The 22360-nt window shown below is 74.3% G+C and carries 4 protein-coding genes and 1 pseudogene; 1 reads left to right on the plus strand and 4 read right to left on the minus strand.

Annotated elements, in window-relative coordinates:
* Positions 1-11: 11 nt before the first annotated feature.
* Positions 12-456: pseudogene (locus ACZ6AA_RS35785) on the minus strand (transposase); the annotation flags it as partial.
* A gap of 51 nt (positions 457-507) precedes the next feature.
* Here ACZ6AA_RS35785 and ACZ6AA_RS35790 point away from each other — a divergent pair.
* Positions 508-657: a hypothetical protein gene (locus tag ACZ6AA_RS35790; protein WP_471462630.1), complete on the plus strand. Its 150-nt coding sequence runs from the start codon at positions 508-510 to the stop codon at positions 655-657.
* A 558-nt stretch (positions 658-1215) separates the two neighbouring features.
* Here the strand turns inward: ACZ6AA_RS35790 and ACZ6AA_RS35795 are convergent.
* The 3 genes from ACZ6AA_RS35795 to ACZ6AA_RS35805 form a co-directional block, all read right to left on the minus strand.
* On the minus strand, positions 1216-1722 hold the full coding sequence (locus tag ACZ6AA_RS35795; RefSeq protein WP_468461461.1) for a GNAT family N-acetyltransferase: 507 nt from the start codon (positions 1720-1722) through the stop codon (positions 1216-1218).
* Positions 1723-1764: 42 nt separating this feature from the next.
* Positions 1765-1968 (minus strand): MbtH family protein, encoded by a 204-nt coding sequence (locus tag ACZ6AA_RS35800; protein ID WP_468461459.1) that lies wholly within the window; start codon positions 1966-1968, stop codon positions 1765-1767.
* A gap of 134 nt (positions 1969-2102) precedes the next feature.
* A complete protein-coding gene (locus ACZ6AA_RS35805) occupies positions 2103-22352 on the minus strand; it encodes a non-ribosomal peptide synthase/polyketide synthase (protein WP_471462633.1) in 20250 nt (6749 codons plus the stop codon).
* Positions 22353-22360: the final 8 nt, after the last annotated feature.

Raw genomic sequence — 22360 nt, forward strand, 5'->3', positions numbered from 1 at the left:
TGGGGTGTGAGTTATCGGGTGAGGGCCAGGTTGTGTAGCCGGGCGATGCCGAGCATGGCCTGGTGAACGCCGTTGCCCTTGAGTCGGCAGTCCCGCAGGATCTTCCAGTTCTTCAGCCTGGACAGGGCGTGTTCCACCCGGCTCGTGCCCGGCGGTGGACGGTATTCTCCACTTCCTGGCGTGGGCTGAGGTGCGTCTGGCCACGTCGTCTGCGGTGCGGGATGAGCAGGCCGGTGCCTTGGTAGCCGCCGTCGGCGATGGCCGGTGCGCTGCGGCAGGCCCGGTCGACGCCGGACTCGGTGAACGCCCGGCAGTCGTTGCGGCTGCCGGGCAGGGGTAGGCCGATCGCCACCACCAACGGCTCTTGGCGTCGATCACGACCTGCAAGTTCGTCGAGTACCGATAGTTCTTGCTGGAGGCGGCCACGCTGCGAGCTGGTGCGGGAGCTGGGCCGCCTCGTCCCGCACGACGGCTTCATGCTGTCCGGCCTCGCCCCCCCTCACTCGCGTGAGCTGCTTCCTCAACGGTCAGCACACCTACAGCTACCGCTCGTTGCGCGAGGTCCTGCTCGGCGAGTTCCGTACCGGCCACCGCCATCCCTTCGCGGAGCTGTGGCGCGCGCCCAGTGCGCGGTCGCGCCGCCGGCGCAGGCGTTGAGGCACTTCGTCGCGCGCAGAACACCCCGTCCGCTGCCCTCCGCACGGCCGCCCGCGGTGGTCGTCGTCGACGGCACGGAGCGGATCCGGGCCGCGACTCCGGAGGGCCGCGCACGGCTGCGCGCCTGTCTGCCCGGCTTCACGGGCCCGGACAGCCTGCTGCCGATCACGTACATGCACGTCACGATCATGGGCCGCTGCCGTCGCGGCCCGGTGGTGAACCGGATCCCGGCGCGAGCGAGGTGGCCATCACCATCCAGCCCGCCACCTCCCGCACGCTGCTGCCCGCGGTCGCCGCCTGGTACGGCATCACGGCCCGCGAAGTGGCCGTACTGCGCCAGGCCTTGGAGGGCCTGCCAGCGAAGCAGATCGCCCGCCGTCTCGGCGTGGCCCCCACACGGTCAACGACCACTTCAAGGCGCTCTACCGCGAGGTCGGCGTCTCGGCCCTGGAGGAGCTCCTGGCCGCTCTCGCGCACTGTGGGCCTGCTGGACGGGCCGCACTCGTCCTTTGACGCCGACGAACGCGTGCGGCCCAGAGCGCCCCGCGAGGAGCGCCGTCAGGTGGCTGTGGAGATCACGAGCATCTTCGTCACCGACCCGTCGTCGCCGACCACGTCCCGTACGTGGTGGAAGCCCAGGCGTTCGGCCATCGCCAGACTGGCGGCGTTCTCGGCGCCCACCATGCCGTAGACCTCCTTGAGGCCCAGGTTGTCGGAGGCGTGCCGCAGCAGGACGCGGATGACCTCGCTCCCCAGGCCCTTGCCCCAGTACTCGGGGGCCAGGGCGGTGATGAGTTCATGGCCGTCGACATTGCCGGTCTTCTTGGCCTCCGCGTGCCCGATGTACCTCCCCTCGTGCCACAGGCCCCACACGTCGAACAGGCCCTTCGGGTAGATGTCGGTGAGGATCATGCGGAACGCCTTGCGCAGGTCGTCCTCGGGCACCTCGTCCTGGCCCATCCAACGGCGCACCTCCTCGTCGCGCAGGAGGGTGACGAAGGCTTCCTCGTCCTGTGACCGGTACGGCCTGAACTCCAGCCGTTCGCTGTGCAGTGTCGGCGTCATCGGCGAACTCCTCGAACAGAGCTTGGAAACAGAGTGACGGCGTCAGGACCCTGCGTTCTCCATCCGCTCGCGCAGGCTGCGCGGGCGCATGTCGGTCCAGACCTCGTCCACGTAGGCGGAGCACTCGGCCTCCGAGCCTTCCTTTCCCACGGGGTGCCAGCCGGCGGGTACGTCGACGTCGACCGGCCAGAGCGAGTACTGGTCCTCATCGTTGCGCAGCACCTGGTAGCGGGTGTTCTCGTCCATTTCAGGGTCTCCGTGGTCGGTGGGGCGGTCGCGGTCCTCCGGTCGGACCGCGTCGTCCGCGGTGGGGGCCGCGGAACGGGTTCGGGAGCGAGGGCCGCGGGCCGGTGGTCCGCGGATGCCGGGGCGGCGCGGACTCATCGGCGGTCCCGTGCGGGGGAGGCAGCGCTGCCCCGGGCGTGCGCGGCGATGTGCCGCAGGGCGGTGGCGAACTCGTCGGCCACGCGGCGTACGGTCTCCGTGTCGTGCAGGCCGGGGCGGTGGTGCCAGGTGAAGGCGAGGCGGCCGTTCTGCACCGCGCCCACCACCTCCAGGGGGTGCGATCCGCTGTCCCGGGGGTCGTGGTCCTGGCCGAACGAGCCGTGCTCGGTGCGCACAAGCCCTGCCTCGGACGCGGTCGGGCGGGCGTCCCACTGTCCGAGGTAGTTGAACACCACCTGCCCGTGCGCCACTGAGCCCAGCCGTTCGCGGACCTCGGGCGGGCCGAACGTGCGCAGTGCGCCGAAGCCGAGCCCGTTGCCGGGAACGGCGCGCAGTTGGCGGCGTACGGACTTCACGAGGCCCCGCCAGTCGCGGGCCGGGCCGAGGTCGTCCGGCTCGGGCACCGTCAGGGCGACCGGGTGGACGGTGGTGAACCAGCCGACCGTGCGGGACAGGTCGATGTCGTCGAACACGTCCTCGCGGCCGTGTCCTTCCAGGTCGAGGCGGACCCGGTCACCGCCGGTCCAGCGGGCGAGGGCCAGGGCGAGTGCGGCCAGCAGGACGTCGTTGACGCGGGTGCGGTACGCGGTCGGGGCGGACCGCAGCAGGGCCGTGGTGTCCTCCTCGCCGAGCTCGACCGAGAGGGTGCGGGTCTCCCCCGCGTCGGGTTCCGGCCGGTCGGCGGGTGGCAGCGGCTCGGCCGTCACCGCCTCCTGCCAGTACGGCAGTTCGTGGTCGAGGCCGCCCTCGGCGACATGGGCGGCGAGGCGCCGGGACCAGTCCCGGAAGGAGGTGGTGCGCTCTCCCAGCGCGATCGGCTGCCCCTGGACGGCCTGGTGATAGGCGGCCTCCAGGTCGTCGGAGAGGATCCGCCAGGACACGGCGTCGACGACCAGGTGGTGGGCGACCAGGAGGAGGTGGACAGGGCGGTCGGCGCCGCCGGTGAACAGGGCCGCCCGCAGCAGCGGTCCGTGGCCGAGGTCGAAACCGGTGTGCAGGTCGTCGGCGGCCTTCTCCATGGCCGCGTCGGCCTCCTCTGCCGACAGACCCGTGAGGTCGTGTCGGTCGAGGAGGCGCTCGGCCTCGTCGCCGTCGAACGGGGGCCGGTTGAACTGGCGCCATCCGTCGGTGTCGTGGGTGAAGCGCATGCGCAGGGCGTCGTGGTGCTCCAGCAGGGCGCCCAGGGCCGCGCACAGCGCCGTCCGGTCGGGCGCCGCATGCAGTTCCAGGAGCGCCGACTGGTTGAAGTGGTGGTGACCCGCGCGCGGAGTGGTCAGGAACCACTCCTGGATGGGGGTGAGCGGCACGTCGCCGGTGACGGGGCCGTCGCCGGAGTGCTGGGGCGCGGTGCGTACGACGGTGGCGAGCTCGGCCACGGTCTGGTGGGTGAACAGGTCGCGGGTGGCCAGGTGCAGGCCCTCGCGACGCAGCCGCGACACCACCTGCATGCTCAGGATCGAGTCGCCGCCGAGGTGGAAGAAGTTGTCGTGCGCGCCGATGCCGTCGACGCCGAGGACGTCGCCCCAGATCCGCGCGACATGGCGTTCGGTGTCGGTGCGCGGCGGAGTGTGCGACGCCGTGCCGGTGTGGGCGGGTCCGGGTTCGGGCAGGGCGCGCCGGTCCGTCTTGCCGTTCGGAGTGAGCGGCAGGCGCTCCAGCGGCACGAACACCGACGGGACCATGTGCGCCGGGAGCAGTCCGGCGAGGTGGTCGCGCAGTTCACCGACCGGCAGGTTCTCGGGATCTCCGGTGGCGGGGACGACGTACGCGACGAGGCGGCCGTGCTCTGCGGTGCCCTCCCGGGAGTCGGAAGCTTCCTCGTCCGCCTCCCCCACGGTGTCGTCCCGGTGTGGTGCCGTGCGGACGACGACCGCCGCGTCCCGCACCTGCGGGGCACCGCGCAGCGCGCTCTCGATCTCGCCGGGCTCGATGCGGAAGCCGCGCAGTTTGACCTGGTCGTCGGCCCGTCCTGCGAACCGCAGTTGGCCGTCGGCGGCCCACACGACCAGGTCGCCGGTGCGGTACATCCGCTCCCCCGGCCCGCCGAACGGGTCGGCGAGGAACCGCTGGGCGGTCAGACCCGGCTGGTTCAGATAGCCGCGGGCGAGGCCGGGGCCCGCCACGTACAGCTCCCCGGTCACTCCGGACGGGACGGGGCGCAGGGCCGCGTCCAGGACGTAGAGGCGCGTGGCGCCGGCCGGGCCGCCGATCGGCGGGGCGGCGGCGCCGGGGCTCAGCGGGCCCGTCCAGGTGGCGACCACCGTGGCTTCCGTCGGCCCGTACGAGTTGATCATCCGGCGTCCGGGGGCCCACTCAGCCACGAGGTCGGGCGGGCAGGCCTCGGCTCCGACGATCAGGGTGCGCAGGTGCGGCAGGGATCCCGCGGTGTGGGGCGGGACGGTGGCCAGGGCCGCGGGCGGGATGAGGGTGTGGCTGACGCGCTGCTCGGCGAGGGCGTCCGCGAGGCGGTCGCCGACAAGCGGACCTTCCTCGCCCGTCACCAGCGTCGCCCCGCTGAGGAGCGAGGAGCACAGTTCGAGGACGGAGGCGTCGAAGCTGGGTGAGGCGAACTGCAGGACGCGGTCGCCGGGGCCGACGGCGTACTGCGCGGCGGCGGCTGCGGCGAAGCCCGCGAGGCCGTGGTGCGGGACGACGACGCCCTTGGGCGTGCCGGTGGAGCCGGATGTGTAGATGACGTACGCCGGGTGAGCGGGCGTCAGGGCGGCCGTGCGGTCGGCATCCGTGGGCGCGGTGTCGGGGCCCTCCTGGACCCACACGTCCGCCGGGTCGCCAAGGACCAGCGTCGCGCCCGCGTCGCGGACCATGAACTCGCGCCGTGGTTCCGGGTAGTTGGGGTCGACGGGCAGGAAGGCGCCACCCGCCTTGGCGACGGCGAGCTGAGCGATCACGCTTTCGCGGGCGCGCGGCAGGGCGAGGGCGACGATCCGCTCGGGTCCGACGCCCTGGCCGATGAGGCGGTGGGCGAGACGGTTGGCGGCGCGGTCCACCTCGGCGTATGTCCACTGCTGACCGCCCTCGTCGAGGGCCACCGCGTCGGGCGTGCGTGCCGTCTGCCGCTCGAACAGCTCCGGCAGGGTCACCGCCGGGACGGATCCGGCCGCGCCCCGGCCCTGGTCGAGCAGGGACTTCAATTCCGCCTCCGCAGCCAGCGGCAGGGTGCCGAGCGGGCGGTGCGGGTCGTCCGCGACGGCTGTCAGGAGAGTGGCGAGCTGGTCGGCCATCCGCCGGGCGGTGCCCGTGTCGAACAGGTCGGTGTTGTACGTGAGGACGCCGTGCAGGCCTCCGGAGTCCGTCTCGGCGAACTCCAGGGTGAGGTCGAACGCCGCGTGCCGGAGTTCCGACTCGACGTCTTCGACATGCAGTCCTGGCAGGTCCAGGTCGGCGGCCGGGGTGTTCTGGAAGACGACCATCACCTGGAACAGCGGGGTACGGCTGGTGTCGCGGGCAGGACGCACCTCGTCGACGACCTGCTCGAACGGCACGTCCTGGTGGGCGAAGGCGTCGAGGACCGTCTGCCGTACACCGTCGAGGAAGGCCGGGAAGGCCTGGTCGGGGTCGACGTGGGAGCGCAGGACCAGGGTGTTGACGAAGAACCCGATGAGGTTCTGGATCTCGGCGCGGTCGCGGCCCGACGTGACGGTGCCGACGGCGATGTCGCGGCCGCCCGACACCTTGGCGAGGAATGTCTGCGTGGCGGCGACGAGCGTCGTGAACAGGGTGGCGCCCCGCTCCCTGCCGACCTGGGTGAGGCGCCGGGCCGTGTCGGACGGCAGGACCAGGCGGGCACTCGCGCCGTTGCGGGTGCGTACGGCCGGGCGTGGCCGGTCCGTGGGCAGGTCCAGGGGTTCGGTGTCGGCCAGGTGCTCCTTCCAGTACGCGAGCTGCGCTTCGGCGCCGGGCGCGGTGCGCTGCCAGTGGGTGTAGTCGGCGTACTGCACCGGCAGCGGCGGCAACTCGCCCGTGCCCTCGTCCAGTTCGGCCCGGTAGAGGTGGGCGAGGTCGCCGGTGAGTACGGCTGTGGACCAGCCGTCGGTGACGATGTGGTGCAGGGTCAGGGTCAGGACGTGCTCGTCGTCCGCGAGTCGCACGAGGCCGGCGCGCAGCAGCGGGCCGCGCCGCAGGTCGAACGGGCGGGCCCGCTCGGCCGTCAGCAGGTCTTCGAGGCGGGCGGCGCGCTCCTCCCCGGGCAGCCCCGTCAGGTCCTGAAGCGGCAGTGGCACCACGCCTGGCGGGTGCACGACCTGCACACCGCGGCCGTCCACCGCGTCGAAGGTGGTGCGCAGCGACTCGTGCCGGACCACCAGGGCGCGCAGGGCCGCGGCGAGGGCGCGGACGTCGAGTTGTCCGTGCAGGCGCAGCGCGAGGGCGGTGACGTATTCGGCGCCGCCGGGTGCGAACTCCTCCAGGAACCACATGCGTTGCTGTGCGTACGACATCGGCGCCGTCGCGTCGCGTTCCACCGGGACGACGCCGGGGCGCGCCCCGCCGAGTGCCCGGTGGTCGCCGAGCAGCGCGGCGAGCGCGGCCGGCGTCGGGTGGGCGAACACCTCGCGCGGCGACACCTCGGTCCCTAGCTCCTCGGCGAGACGGGAGGCGAGGCGGATGCTGAGGATCGAGTCGCCGCCGAGGCGGAAGAAGTCGTCCTCCATGCCGGGGAGATCGATGCCCAGAACTTCCGCGAAGACCTCCGAGGTGCGGCGTTCGGCCTCGGTGCGGGGTTCGGTCCGCGTGCCGGACTCCACCTGGGTGTCCGGGGCCGGGAGCGCCGCCCGGTCCACCTTGCCGTTGGCGCTGAGCGGGAGCGCCGTCAGGGGCACGAACGCGGAGGGGACGAGGTAGTCGGGCAGCGCCTGGGCGGCGTACTTCCGCAGCGCGGCCAGGTCCTCGCAGGCGGGGCCGACGAGGTAGGCGACGAGGCGCCGGGTGCCCGGCCGGTCCTCGCGGGCCACCACGGCCACGTCCCCGACCCCCGGGTGGCCGGCCAGGGCGGCCTCCACCTCGCCGGGCTCGACCCGGAATCCACGGATCTTCACCTGGTCGTCGGCGCGGCCCAGGAACTCGACCGTGCCGTCGGGTTGCCGCCGGGCCAGGTCGCCGGTGCGGTACATCCGGGTGCCGGGCGGCCCGTAGGGGTCGGCGAGGAAGCGGGCCGCGGTCTCGCCCGGGCGGCCCAGGTAGCCGCGCGCCAGGCCCTCGCCCGCCACGAACAACTCGCCCGCGCAGCCCGGCGGTACGGGGTGCAGGCGGGCGTCGAGCACGTGGACGCGCATGTCGTCCAGCGGGCGGCCGACGGGCACGGTGTCGGGGACGCCGTTCGCGTCCGCCAGGGCGTGGGAGGTGGCGAAGGTCGTGGTTTCGGTCGGGCCGTAGCCGTCCACCACGGTCAGTCCGGGGCAGGCGGCGAGGACGCGGCGCACGGCGGCGGCGGGGACGACGTCACCGCCGGTCCACACCTGGCGCAGCCCCGCGAAGCAGTCGGGGGCGTCCTGGGCGAGGAGCCGGAAGACACCGGCTGTCAGCCACAGCGCGGTGAGTCCGCGACGGCCACCGCCACCGACATCAGCACCGGCACCGGCACCGGCACCGGCACCGGCACCGGCGTCGGGACGGGCCAGGCGGCGCAGCAGTGCCGCGTCCACCGTCTCGCCCGCGGCCACGACGACGCAGCCGCCGGTCAGCAGCGGCCCCCACACCTCGAAGGTGGCGGCGTCGAAAGCGACCGGTGAGTGCAGCAGGACGCGGTCGCAGACGCCGTCGGCGAAGCGGCCGTCGGTGGCGAGCGACGCCACGTCGCGGTGGCGTACGGCGACGGCCTTCGGCTCGCCGGTCGAGCCGGACGTGAACATCACGTAGGCGAGACGGTCGGGATCCGCCGCCGGGGCCGTCAACGTCTCGCCGGGCGCGGTGTACGCGGCGGTGACGTCGGCGGCGGTGAGTCGTGCCGAGACGCCTGCCCGGTCGAGGAGGGTGCGGCGGCGTTCGTCAGGGGCCCGGGTGTCGACGGGCACGTAGGCGCCGCCCGCCTTCAGGACCGCGAGCTGCGCCACCACGAGTTCGGCGGAGCGGTCCATCAGGAGCGCCACACGGTCCTCGGGTTGCAGGCCGTCGGCGAGCAGCCGGGACGCCACACGGTCCGACCAGGCGTCGAGTTGGCAGTACGTCAGCTCACGCTGGTCGTCGTACAGGGCGGCCGCGTCCGGGGTACGGCGGGCCTGCTCGGCGAACAGGTCCACGGGGCTGCGCGGCGCCACCCGGCGGGCGGTGGTGTTCCACCGGCGCAGCAGGTCACGGTCGGCGGCGGTGAGCAGGTCGAGGTCGTCGACCGTGCCGGAGATCCCGTCGGCGAGCCGGGTGAGGAGCGCGGCGAACCGGGTCGCCACGCGTGCCACGGTGGCGTGGTCGAAGAGATCCGCGTCGTAGGCCAGGTCGAAGCCGAGCCGGTCGCTCACGTGGGCGCGCAGGCACAGCGGGAACGTCGTGGCGTCGTCGGCGCGCACCTCCGCCACGCCCACGCCCGTCCGGGCGGTGGCCGCCTCGTCGACGGGATAGTTCTCGAACACCACCATGCTGTCGAACAGGGCCTGGCCCGCCGGTACGTCGCTGAGCGCCTGGATGCGGGACAGCGCCATGAAGTCGTGCCGCCGGGCGTCGCTCTGCTCGTCCTGGAGGCCGCGCAGCCAGGACAGCACGTCGTCCCCGGGCAGCCGCACGCGCGTCGGCACGGTGTTGATGAACATGCCCACCATGGACTCAACGCCGGGCAGTTCGGCCGGGCGGCCCGACACGGTCGTGCCGAACACGACGTCGCGGCGGCCGCTGTAGCGGGCGAGCAGCAGGGCCCAGGCGCCCTGCACCACGGTGTTGACGGTCAGCCCGGCGTGAGCGGCCGTCTCCCGCAGCCGCCGTGACACGGCCACGTCCAGTTCGTGCTGGACGGCGTCGCCTGAGCGGGCGCGGTGGGCCTCGGCGGGGGCGCGGTCGTACGGCAGCGGCGTCGCGGCCGGGAAATCGGCGAGCGCGTCGGTCCAGAACTGTTCGGCCGCGCCCTCGTCCTGCGCGCGCAGCCACCGTACGAAGTCCGCGAACGGTCGCCGCAACGGCGGTGCCGCGTCCGTGCCTCCGGTCAACGCGGCGTAGCGCTCGCACACCTCGGTGAGCAGTTGCCCGGTGCTCCACCCGTCCAGGATCAGGTGGTGCGAGGACCACAGCAGCAGGACTTCGTCGCCGGGGAGGGCGGCGAGCGTGATCCGGGTGAGCGGCGCGGCGGTCAGCTCCATGCCCGCTTCACGGTCTTCGGCGAGCAGCCGCTCGGTGGCCGACTCGCGCTGCTCGGGCGTCAGGTCGCGCCAGTCGAGGTGGGTGACGGGCAGGTCCGCGTGGTGGTGCACCACCTGTACCGGGTGCGGCAGTTGCCGCCAGTGGACGCTGGTGCGCAGCGCCGGGGTGCGGTCGGCCACCTGCTGCCAGGCGTGCGCGAACGCCTGCGGGTCGGCCACCCCGGTCAGCCGTACCGCGGTCCGGTCGAAGTACGCGCCCGCGTCGTCGACGAGGCCGTGGAAGAGCATCCCGGCCTGCAGGGGTGTCAGGGGCAGCACGTCGGCCACCTGCCGGCCGTCGCCCACCAGCCGATCGAGCTGCTCCTGGGTCAGGTCGGCGAGCGGGAAGTCGGACGGGGTGCGGCCGCCCGCGTCCGACCGGGCGCAGTGGTCCACGATGTCGCGCAGCGCCGCGCAGGTCTCCTCGGCGAGGCGGCGGACCGTGGACTCGTCGTACACGGCGGTCGGGTAGGTCAGACCGAGTTCGAGCCGGCCGTCCTGGACGACGCCGGTGAGGTCCAGGAGGTAGGGGCGGGGTTCGTCGGGGTCGGTGTCGCGCCCGGCCGACGGGAGCGAGGCGCCGTACAGGCCGGTGCCGGTGCCGGTGCGTGCGCCTGTGCCGCTGCCAGTGCCCGTGTCCCACTGACCGTGGTAGTTGAATCCGATCTGCGGAGCCGGGGCGTCGGCGAGCGGGCTGTCCGGGAGCAGTCGGCGCAGGGCGCCGTGACTGAGCCCGTGGTGCGGGACGGCGCGCAGCTGTTCCTTGACGGAGCGCAGGGTGTCGCGCCAGCCCGCGTCCGGGTCGACGGTCAGGGCGAGCGGGTACTCGGCGGTGAACCAGCCGACGGTCCGCGACAGATCGACGTCGCCGAGGTCGTCCACATGATCCCCGGGGCCGTCGAAGAGGTCCTCGCGGCCGTGCCCCTCCACGCCTATGAGTACGGTGTCGTGGGCGCACCAGCGGCCAAGGGTTCGGGCGAAGGCGCTGAGCAGCACGTCGTTGACCTGGGTGCGGTAGACGTCGGGAACCTGGCGCAGCAGCGCCTCGGTGTCCTCGGGGGCCAGCGTGACGACGACGGTGGCCGCGGTGCCGTGGGTGTTGGGTCCGGTCCGGCCCGCGGGCAGGGCGGCTGGGGTGGCGGCGCGGGTCCAGTACGGCAGGTCGGCGTCCAGGCCGCCGGAGCGGGTGTGCCGGTCGAGCAGGGCGGCCCACTGTCCGTAGGTGGCGCCCACCGGGGGCAGGGCGATGGCCCGCCCCGCCGTCGCGGCACGGTGGGCACTCTCCAGGTCGGCGAGCAGGATGCGCCACGACACGCCGTCCATCACCAAGTGGTGCACGGTGATGAGGAGTTGCGCGGGCAGGGACGGGCCGCGGTCGAAGACCAGGACGCGGACGACCCGGCCCTCGGCGGGATCGAGGGAGGCCTGGGCGGCGTCCGCCGTCCGCTGCGCCTCGCGCTCCACACGCGAGTCGTCGAGGCCGGTCACGTCGTGGCGTGTGAGGAGCCCGTCCGGGGGTTCCGGCAGGACTTCCTGACGCCAGCCGCCGTCGCCGGTGCGGCGGAATCGGGTGCGCAGGGAGGCGTGGTGGCGTACGAGGGCGTCCACGGCCTCGCCCAGGGCGGAGAGGTCAGCGTCCGGGGCCAGTTCGAGGCGCTGGGTCATCGTGAAGCGCAGGGGGTCGCCGGGGCGGCGGCCGTCGAGGTACCAGCGCTGGATGGGAGTGAGGGGCGCCTCGGTGGGCGCGGCGCCGCCGCCCGTCGCCGTGGGCCGGGGCGCGGCTTCCCTTGCGCACAGGGCGAGTTCGGCGACCGTGCGGTGGCGGAAGACGTCCTTGGTGGTGAGGGCGAGTCCGGCCTGCCGGGCGCGGGAGACGATCTGGATGCTGAGGATCGAGTCGCCGCCGAGCGTGAAGAAGTCGTCGCGCGCGCCCACCCGTTCGACGCCAAGGACCTCGGCCCAGATGGCGGCCAGGCGCTCCTCGGCGCCGGTCCGGGGTGCCACGTACGGCGTGGAGCTGTCCGGTTGTGCGGGCGGGGCGGGCAGCGCGCGCCGGTCGGTCTTGCCGCTGCTGGTCCGCGGGATTCGCGCCAGCGGCACGAAGGCCGCGGGCACCATGTGGTCGGGCAGGGTCCGCCGCAGCCGTATGCGCAGGTCGTCGGCCGACGGGGGGTGTTCGCCCGCGGGCACCAGATGGGCCACGAGCATGTCGCGGCCCGCGTGATGACGGACCGTCACCACGGCCTCGGCGACGGCCGGGTCGGCGAGGAGCGCGGCCTCCACCTCGCCGGGCTCGACCCGGAAGCCGCGGATCTTCACCTGCTCGTCGGCCCGGCCCAGGAATTCGAGGAGGCCCTGGGCGTCCCAGCGGGCGCGGTCCCCGGTGCGGTACATCCGCTCCCCCGGCCCGCCGAACGGGTCGGCCAGGAAGCGGGCGGCGGTCAGGCCGGTCCGGTTCAGATAGCCGCGGGCCACCTGGGCGCCCGCCAGGTACAACTCGCCCGGCGCGCCGGGCGGCACCGGCCGCAGCGCGCCGTCCAGGACGTAGGCGCGCAGGCCGCGTCCGGGGCGGCCGATGACCGGGCGTCCGGGCTGTTCGCCGCAGCGGCCGTAGACGGCGTCGACGGTGCACTCGGTGGGGCCGTACATGTTGTACGCGGTGACGCCGAGGTCGGCCGCAGCGCACAGCTCGCGCCAGGTGTCCGTGCCGACGGCCTCGCCGCCCACCAGGAGCACGCGCGGGTGGTGACGGCCGGGGGCGAGGAGCCCCGCGGCGGTGAGCTCCCGCAGGAAGGACGGGGTGACGTTCACCACGTCCAGTTCACTGTCCGCGACTTGGGCACAGAACGCCTCCGGGTCCAGGCGTACGTCCTCGTCGACGAGGTGCACCTCCTGGCCGAGGGCGAGCAGCAGCGGGCCCTCCCACGAGGTGTCGAAGGAGAAGGAGGCGCTGAGCGCGGCCTTCAGGCGCCGTCCGTCGGCGGTGTGCGGGGCGACGAGCCCTTCGCGGTGGTCGTGGCAGAGGTTGATCAGGTGCCGGTGTTCCACGACGACGCCCTTGGGCCGCCCTGTGGAGCCGGAGGTGTAGATGATGTAGGCGCCGTGGTCGGGGCGCAGCGGCGCGCGGCGGTCGGCGTCGGTCGGGTCGTGCGCGGGCAGTCGATCCCACGGCACCTCGCGCAGCGTCCCGGCCGTCAGGAGCGTGCGCGGGGCCGCGTCCGCGAGGAGGAACGTCACGCGCTCCTCGGGCAGGCCGGGGTCGACGCAGAGCACGGTGCCGCCCGCCTTCAGGACGGCGAACAGGGTCACGAACAGCTCCGTGGTGCGGGGCAGCCGGACCGCGACGACGTCCTCGGGGCCGACGCCGAGGGTGATGAGGTGGTGGGCGAGGCGGTTGGCGCGGGCGTTGAGGGCCGCGTAGTCGAGCGTGGTGTCGCGGGCCGTCAGGGCGGTGGTGTGCGGGGTGCGTGCCGCCTGCGCCTCGAACAGGGCCGGGAAGGCGCTGTCCGCCGCCGGCAGCCGCTCGCCCTGCCATTCCTCGATGACCTGACGGCGCTCGGCGGTGGTCATCAGCGGCAGTGCGCCGGCCTTCTCGTCCGGGTCGTCCGCGGCGGCTTCGAGGAGCGACGTCACCTGGGCGGCGAGGCGTTCCGCGGTACCGGCGTCGAACAGGCCGGTGTTGTACTCCAGGTGACCGGTGACGCCGCCGCCGTGTTCCACGAAGTCGAAGGCGAGGTCGAAGGTGGCGTTGCGCACCGGCGGTGTCACGGGCTCGACGTCGAGGCCGGGCAGGCGGGGCGCCTCGCCGCCCAGGTTGTGCAGGGCCACCATGACCTGGAACAGCGGCGTACGGCTGGTGTCCCGCTCCGGCTCCAGAGCGTCCACCAGGCGCTCGAAGGGCACCTCCTGGTGGGCGAACGCGGCCAGGACGGTGGTGCGCGCCTCGGTGAGCAGCTCACGGAACGACGCGTCGGGGCGGACCCGGCCGCGCAGCACGAGCGTGTTGACGAACATGCCGACCAGGTTCTCGAGTTCGCGGCGCTCCCGGCCCGCGGTCACGGTGCCGACCGCGACGTCCTCCTGGTCGGCCCAGCGGGCCAGCAGGATCTGGCAGGCCGTGAGCAGCGTCATGTAGAGGGTGGCGTCGGCGCTTCGGGCCATGGCACGGAGCCGCTCGGTGAGCTCGGCGGGCAGTTGGAAGGTCACCAGGGCGCCGTCGCGGGTGCGCACTGCGGGGCGCGGCCGGTCGGTGGGCAGTTCCAGCGGTTCGAGGTCGGCCAATGCCTCGCGCCAGTGGGCGAGTTGCTCGTCGGCGACGTCGGTGCGGGCGCGCTGCCAGGCGGCGTAGTCGGTGTACCGCACGGGCAGTGCGGGCAGCTCGGGGGCGCGCCCTTCCAGGGCCGCCGCGTACAGCTCGCTCAGGTCTCGGCCGAGGACGGCGCCGGACCAGCCGTCGGTGACGATGTGGTGGACGGCGAGGACCAGGACGTGCTCGTCGTCGGCCGGGCGGGCGAGGCGGGCGCGCAGCAACGGGCCGGTGGACAGGTCGAAGGGCGTCTCGGCGGCGCGGTCGAGGACGGCGTCCAACTGTGCGTCCCGGTCGGCGCCCGACAGGACGTCGAGGGGCAGCGCGACCGCGTACGGCGGATGGACGACCTGCCGGGCCCGGCCGTCCTCCTCGGCGAAGGTGGTGCGCAGCGACTCGTGCCGGGCCACCAGGCCGTCGAGGGCCGCGCGCAGGGCGGCCTCGTCGAGGGAACCGCGCAGGCGCAGCACCGACAGCGTCGTGTACTCGGTGCTGCCCGGCGCGAAGCGGTCGAGGAACCACAGGCGCTGCTGGGCGTACGACAGCGGAGGCGGAGTGCCGGCGTCCGCGGCCGGAATGACGTCGGTTCCGGTGCCCCCGTCGGCCACGGGCTCACCGAGGGCGGCCGCGAGCGCGGACAGGGTGGGGCGGGTGAAGAGCAGCCGCGGTGAGACGTCCTGACCGAAGGCCGTGCGCAGCCGGGAGGTGACGCGCACGGCGAGGATGGAGTCGCCGCCGAGCGCGAAGAAGTCGTCGTCGGCGCCCACGGCATCGGTGTCGAGCACGTCCGCCCAGGCGGCGGCGACCGCGCGTTCCGCGGGGGTGCGCGGCGGGGTGCGGTCGGTGCCGGTGGCGAAGCCGTCCGCGCCCGGGGCGGGCAGCGCGCGCCGGTCGAGCTTGCCGTTGACGGTGAGCGGCAGGACCGCCAGCGGTACGTAGGCGGCGGGGACCATGTGGGCGGGAAGCAGGCGCTCCAGGTGGGCGCGCAGGTCGGCGGCGGAGGGCGCGGCGACGGGCGCCGTGCTGCCGGGTTCGCCGCCCGGACCACTGCCGCGCGTGCCGGTGCCGGAAGCGCCGTCCGGGTCGGTTCCGGCACCGTTCCCGGCCCCGACGACATGGGCGACCAGGCGCCGCGTCCCGGAGGCGTCCTCGTACACTCCGACCGTCGCGGCGCTCACGCCCGGGTGGCGGTGCAGGGCGGCCTCGATCTCGCCGGGCTCGATGCGGTAGCCGCGGATCTTCACCTGCTGGTCGGCGCGGCCCAGGTACTCCAACGTGCCGTCGGCCCTGCGGCGGGCCCGGTCACCGGTGCGGTACATGCGGCTGCCGGACGGACCGGACGGGTCGGCCACGAAGCGGGTCGCCGTCAGCCCCGGCCGTCCCAGGTAGCCGCGGGCAAGCCCCTCCCCCGCCACGTACATCTCACCGATCGCGCCGGGCGGCACCGGCGCGAGGTCGCCGTCGAGCACATGGACCCGCAGGTCGGGGATGCCCGTGCCGATGGGGCTCGCGGCGCCCGTGCGCGCCGTCCCCCGGTCCAGGGGCTCGTAGGTGACGTGCACGGTGGTCTCGGTGATGCCGTACATGTTGACCAGGCGCGGGGCGGTGTCGGGGTGGCGCGCGTACCAGTCGGCGAGCCGGTCGACGTCCAGGGCCTCGCCGCCGAAGATCACCGTGCGCAGCGCCAACCGCGCGGACAGGCCGGGGTGTTCGGCGTCGGCGCGGGCGAGCGGGTAGAAGGCGGACGGTGTCTGGTTGAGGACGGTGACCTGCTCGTCGACGAGCAGGCGCAGGAAGTCCTCCGGGGAGCGGGCGGTGTCGTCGGGGACGACGACGAGCCGGCCGCCGTGCAGCAGCGGCCCCCACAGCTCCCACACGGAGAAATCGAAGGCGTAGGAGTGGAACAGGGTCCACACGTCGTGCTCGTCGAAGCCGAACCACTGCCGGGTGCGGGTGAACAGGCGTACGACGTTGGCGTGCGGGACGACCACGCCCTTGGGCCGACCGGTGGAGCCCGACGTGTAGATGGCGTAGGCGGGACTCTCCGGCAGCGGACGGCGGACCGGCTCCGGAAGGGCGGCGGGGCGCCCGGCGAGGTCGGCGCGCACGGTCGGGTCGTCGAGGAACAGCACGGGCACACCGGTCCCCTCGGCCCGCACGCCGGCGCCCGTGGTCGTCACCAGCGTCACGGGTGCCGCGTCGCCGAGGAGGTGGGCGACGCGTTCGGCGGGGAGCCGGGGGTCGACGGGCAGGTAGGCGGCGCCCGACTTCAGGACGGCGAGGACCGCCACGACCAGGTCGGTGGAGCGGGGCAGGGCGAGGGCGACGTAGTGCTCGGGTCCGGCGCCGGCCTCGGCGAGGCGGTGCGCGAGACGGCCCGCCTCCGCGTCGAGCGTGGCGTAGTCGAGGCGGTCGTCGCCGCAGGTGACGGCGGTGGCATCCGGCGTGCGGGCGGCCTGCGCCTCGAAGAGGTCCACCAATGTCTCCGTGGGGCGCGCGTGTTCGCCGCCGTCGCCCCCGACGAGGGCCTCCCGCTCCTCGGCGGTCGTCCAGGAAAGGGCCCGCAACGGACGGTCGGGGTCCGCGGCGATCTCGGTGAGCAGCAGGCACAGCCGGTCGGCGAGCGCCCGTACCGTACCGATGTCGAACAGGCCGGGGTCGTAGGCGAGGTCGAAGCCGACGCGGTCGCCCTGATGGGCGCGGAGGACGAGCGGGTAGTTGGTGGCGTCGCGCGAGGTGACGTCCGCCAGGCGTACGCCGGACGCGGCCGTGCGGGCCTCGTCGAAGGGGTAGTTCTCGAAGGCGACGATGCTGTGGAACAGCGGGGTGCCGGACGGCACGTCGCTCAGCGAGGTCAGCTCGGCAAGGGAGACGGCGGCGTGGCGGCGCGAATCGGCCTGGCTTTCCTGCAGTTCGCGCAGCCACGCGCTCGCGGTGGCCCCGCTGTCGACGCGGACGCGGGTGGGCACGGTGTTGATGAACATGCCCACCATGGACTCGACGCCCGGCAGGTCGTCGGGGCGGCCGGACACCGTGGTGCCGAACACCACGTCCTGCTCGGCGCCGTAGCGGGACAGCAGCAGCGCCCAGGCGCCCTGGACCACGGTGTTGACGGTGAGTCCGGACTGCCGGGCGGTGCGGGCGAGCGTCGCGGAGTCCGTGGCGGACAGGCCGCCCTTGTGGACGCCCGCGGAGCGCGCCTGGTGGGCCTCGCCCAGGGGGCGGTCGACGGGCAGCGGGGTCGGCGTGGCGAATCCGTCGAGGGCCGCGCTCCAGTGGGCGCGCCCGGCGTCGGTGTCCTGCTCGGCCAACCACCGCACATAGTCGGCGAAGGGGCGGCGTGCCACCGGCCGCGGGGTGCTTCCCGCGGCGCGGGCCGCGTACTCGTCGCACACCTCGGAGAGCACCTGGGCGAGGCTCCAGCCGTCCAGGATCAGGTGGTGGGAGGTCCACAGCAGGCGAAGGCGTGCGTCGGGCAGGCGGATCAGGGCGAGGCGCGTCAGCGGGGCGGCGGCGAGGTCGATGCCGCGCGCGAGGTCGTCGGTGCGGAACCGGTCGAGGCGTGCGGACTGCTCGTCGTCGTCGAGCTCACGCCAGTCCAGGTGGGTGACGGGCACGCGTACGTCGCGGTGCACGACCTGGAGCGGCAGGGGTACGTCCTCCCAGACCACCGAGGTCCGCAGCGCGGGCGTCCGGTCGGTCACGCGCTGCCAGGCCGCGGCGAAGGCGTCGGGGTCGCCGACTCCCTCCAGGAGCAGGTCGGCCTGGTCGACGTACACGTCGTCGGGGCCGCCGACCAGGCGGTGGAAGAGCATGCCTTCCTGAAGCGGCGTCAGCGGCAGCAGGTCCTCCACGCCGCGCCCGTCACCGGCCAGGCGGTCCACGCCCGCCTGGTCCAGGCGGGCGAGGGGGAAGTCGGAGGGGGTGCGGCCGCCCGCGTCGGGCCGCGCGCAGTGCTCGGTGATCGCGCCGAGCGCCCGGACCATGCCGTCGGCCAGGCTCCGGACGGTGTCCGCGTCGTGCGTCCGCTCGCTGTAGTGCCAGATGATCTCCAGTTCGCCGTCGGCGACCACGGCCGAGACGTCCAGGAGGTGGTCCAGGGGTTCGTCGGACGCCATGTCGCGGCCGGGCACGTCGGCGGCGGGTGCGAACTCACTCCCGCCGGAGGTGTCCCACTGGCCGTGGTAGTTGAAGCACACCTGAGGCAGGGGCAGTTCGCGCAGCGCCCGCGCGGAGGGGTCGGGTGAACCGAGGCGGGCCAGTGCCTCGTGGCTCAGGCCGCGCCGGGGCACGGCGCGCAGGCGCTCCTTGACGGCCTTGAGGGTCGCGCCCCAATCGGGTGCGGCGGCCGGTCCCGCGGGGATGAGGGTGACGGGGTACTGGGTGGTGAACCAGCCCACCGTGCGGGACACGTCGACCGTGTCGTCCTCCCGGCCGTGCCCCTCTAGGGCCACGGTCACCCGCTCGGCACCCGTCCAGTCGGAGAGCACGCGCCCGAGGGCGCTGAGCAGCACGTCGTTGACCTGGGTGCGGTAGACGCCGGGCACCCGGCGCAGGAGTGCCTCGGTGGTGGCGCGGTCCACGCGGGTGCGGACGGTGCGCACGGATCCGGCGAGCGGCGTGTCGGTCCGGTCGACGGGCAGCGGGGTACGGGGTTCGGCGGCCTCGGCCGTCCAGTACGGCAGGTCGTCGTCGAAGTCGCCCGCGCGCACCCGGTCCGACAGGTGGGCGGCCCAGTCGGTGAACTCGGCGGCAGTGGGCTCCAGTTGGATGGCTTCACCGGCGGCCGCCTGCCGGTAGGCCTGTTCGAGGTCGGGCAGGAGGATGCGCCAGGAGACGCTGTCGACAGCCAGGTGATGGGCGGTCAGGAAGAGCTGAGGGCGCTCGCCGGACGAGGGCAGCAGCAGGGCGGCGCGGAGCAGGGTGCCGGTGGCCGGGTCGAGGGCGGCTCGGGCGGCGTCCGCGGCCGCGGTGCGGGCCGCCGCGGGATCGGGGGCGGCAGAGAGGTCGTGGCGGGTGAGCAGGCCGGCGGCCGGGACGGCGCCGGGGTGCTGTTCCCAGACGTCGCCGTTCCGGGCGAACCGGGCGCGCAGCGCCGGGTGGTGCGCGGCGAGCGCGGTCAGTGCCCGCTCCAGGGCCCGCTCGTCGAGGTCGCGCGGCAGGTCGAGGAGCATCGACATGCTGAAGTGCCGCAGCGCGCCGTGCGTGGCGAAGAACCACTCCTGTACGGGGGTCAGCGGGGCGGGTCCGTCGGTGCGCGCCGGCCGGGGCGAGGGCGCGGCGGCGGTCCTGCGGGACGCGGCGGCCGTCAGGTCGGCGACGGTCTGGTGGCGGAAGACGTCCTGCGAGGTCAGCTGGAGTCCGGTCGCGCGGGCACGCGAGACGGCCTGGATGCTGAGGATGGAGTCGCCGCCCAGCTCGAAGAAGTTGTCCGTGACGCCGACTTGCGCGATGCCGAGGACGTCGGCCCAGATGTCGGCGAGCGTCTGCTCGTCCGCGGTGCGCGGGGCGACGAACTCCCGCTCGCGTGGGGCGGCGTCGAGGTCGGGGGCCGGCAGGGCGCGGCGGTCGAGCTTGCCGCTGGTGGTCAGGGGCAGCGCGTCGAGCGGGGTGAAGGACGACGGCACCATGTGGTCGGGCAGAACCAGGCGGCAGGCGGCCCGCAGCTGGGACGCCTGGGGCCGGACCGCGTCCGCGGCAGGCACCAAGTAGGCGGCGAGGCGCAGCTGGCCGTGGGTGTCGGGCACCGCGACGACCGCGGCGCCGGTGATCTCCGGCAGGTCGAGCAGCGCCGCCTCGATTTCGCCCGGCTCGATGCGGTGGCCGCGCACCTTCACCTGGTCGTCGGCACGCCCGAGGTAGTCCAGGCGCCCGTCGGCGGTCCAGCGGGCCAGGTCCCCCGTGCGGTACATGCGGGTGCCGGGCGCGCCGTAGGGGTCGGCGAGGAAGCGCGCGGCGGTCAGGCCGGGCCGTCCCGCGTAGCCGCGGGCCAGTTGCCCGCCCGCGAGGTACAGCTCACCGCCGACACCGGGCGGCACGGGCCGCAGGCCCGCGTCGAGCACGTAGGCGCGCACGTTGGGCAGCGGCCGGCCCACCAGTGGCCGGTCGTCGCCCTCGATGCGGCAGGCCAGGGCGTCGACTGTGCACTCGGTGGGGCCGTAGAAGTTGTACGCGGCCACGTCCCGGTGTGCGGCCAGCTCGCGCCACAGGCCGGGGCCGATGGCCTCGCCGCCGAGCATTAGCACCCGGGGGCGGTGCCGCGGGTCGGTGAGCAGCCCGGCGGGCAGCAGCTGGCGCAGGTAGGAGGGCGTCAGATCGAGAAAGTCGACGCGGTGTTCGACGACGTACTCGACGAGGGCGTCGGCGTCGAGCCGGGTCGTCTCGTCGACCAGGTGCAGCGGGTGGCCGTCGGCCATCAGCAGCACGCCCTCCAGCGAGGTGTCGAAGGAGAACGACGCGGTCAGCGCCACGCGCAGCGGCCCGCCGCCCGCGTCGGCGACGAATCCCCCGCGGTGGCCCGCAAGGAGGTTCGCCGCGGAGCGGTGGGACACGGCGACGCCCTTGGGGCGGCCGGTGGAGCCGGAGGTGTAGATGACGTAGGCGGTGGTGTCGGGGTCGGGTGCGGTGAGGGGGACGGGGGTGGCCGCGTCGGGCAGGGACCGCAGCATCTCCTCGTCGAGGACGAGGGCCGGTCGCGCGTCGTCGAGCAGGAACCGTACGCGCTCCTCGGGCAGCGCGAGGTCGAGCGGCAGATAGCCGGCGCCGGACTTCCACACGGCGAGGATCGCCACGACCATGTCGGCGGTGCGGGGCAGGCGCAGCGCGACGAGCCGTTCGGGGCCCGCGCCCCGGGCGACGAGGTGGTGGGCGAGGCGGGTGGCGCGGGCGTCGAGTGTCGCGTAGTCGAGGCGCTCGCCCCCAGCCACCAGGGCGGTGGCGTGCGGGGTGCGCGCGGCCTGGCGTGCGAACAATTCGGGGCAGGTAGTGGTGGGGACGGGGCGTGCGGTCGCGTTCCACTCGTCCGTGACGCGCCGTGCCTCGTCCGGGGAGAGCAGGGGCAGCGCGTCCAGCGGCCGGTCCGGTTCCGTGGTGGCGCCGTCCAGGAGCCGCAGCAACTGGTCCGCCATCCGCTCGGCGGTGGCCGTGTCGAACAGGTCGGTGCGGTATTCGAGCAGTCCGGTGAGCTGTTCGCCGTCCGGTACGAACTCCACGCTCAGGTCGAACGCGGCTGCCTGGCGGGGCACGGTCACCGGGGCGACGGACAGGCCGTGCAGGGCGGGCGCCGTGGGCGGGTCCGGGTGCAGCAGGACCATGGCGTCGAACAGCGGGTTGCGGCCGGGCTCACGGGGCGCGCCGACGGCCTCCACCAGGCGCTCGAAGGGTGTGTCGCCGTGCGCGAAGGCTTCGTTGACGGTGTCGGCCGCGGCCGTGAGCAGGTCGCGGAAGGAGCCGCCGGACGCCACGAGGGTGCGCAGGACGACGGTGTGGGCGAAGAAGCCGACGGCGCGTTCCAGGTCGGTGCGGGGGCGTCCCGGTGTCAGGGAGCCCACGATGATGTCGTCCTGCCCGGACCAGCGGGCGAGCAGCGCCTGGCAACCGGCGACCAGGGAAGTGAAGAGGGTGGCGTGCTGCTCGGTCGCGAGGGTACGCAGCTTGGCCGTGATGTCGGCGGGCACGGTGAACTGGTGGATCGCGCCCGCCCCGGGCTCCTGCCCGCCGCGCGGCCGGTCCAGCGGCAGCGCGGGCGTGACGGAGCCGGTCAACTGCTGCTTCCAGTAAGCGATTTGACGTTCGAGGCGCGCCCCGGACAGCTGTTCGCGCTGCCACACCGCGAAGTCCGGGTACTGCGTCGCCACCGGCGGCAGGTCCGGCTCCGCGCCCCTGGCGAAGGCGTCGTAGGCGATGCACAGCTCTTCCAGGAGTACGCCCATCGACCAGCCGTCGGTGATGATGTGATGGGCCGTCAGCATGAGGACGTGCGAGGTGTCCGACTCCCGCAGCAGGAGTGCGCGCAGCAGGGCGTCGGCGTCGAGGTCGAAGGGGCGGTCGTACTCCGTGAGGAGCGCGGCGTCCAGCACGGCGCTGTCAACGGCGCCCGATGCGGTGGGGGCGTGCCCGTCCGGCGCGGTGAGGTCCCGGACCGGCAGGGGCACCGGGCCCGCCGGGCGCACGGTCTGGGCCGGCCGCCCGTCGCTCTCCTCGAACACGGTGCGCAGCGCCTCGTGCCGGGCCACCAGGGTGTCGACGGCGCGGGAGAGGGCGGCGCGGTCCAGCCGGCCGGTGAGCCGCAGGGCGACCGCGCTGTTGTAACCGGCGTCGCCGGGGCTCAGCCGGTCGAGGAACCACAGCCGCTGCTGCGCGAAGGACAGCGGCAGCGGCCGGGAGCGGTCGGCGCGCGGGATGCCCCGCCGGGCGCCCGTGTCCGGCGCCCCGGCCCGTGCCGCCGCGCCCGCTCCCCCGGCGCGTCCCGCAAGGCGGCGGCGCAGCGCCTCCTGAAGGTCCTGGGGCAGGGCCTCGGCGCGGTCTCGCTTCGAAGACGTCATGGTCGTGG

Source organism: Streptomyces sp. NPDC040610 (assembly GCF_055594065.1).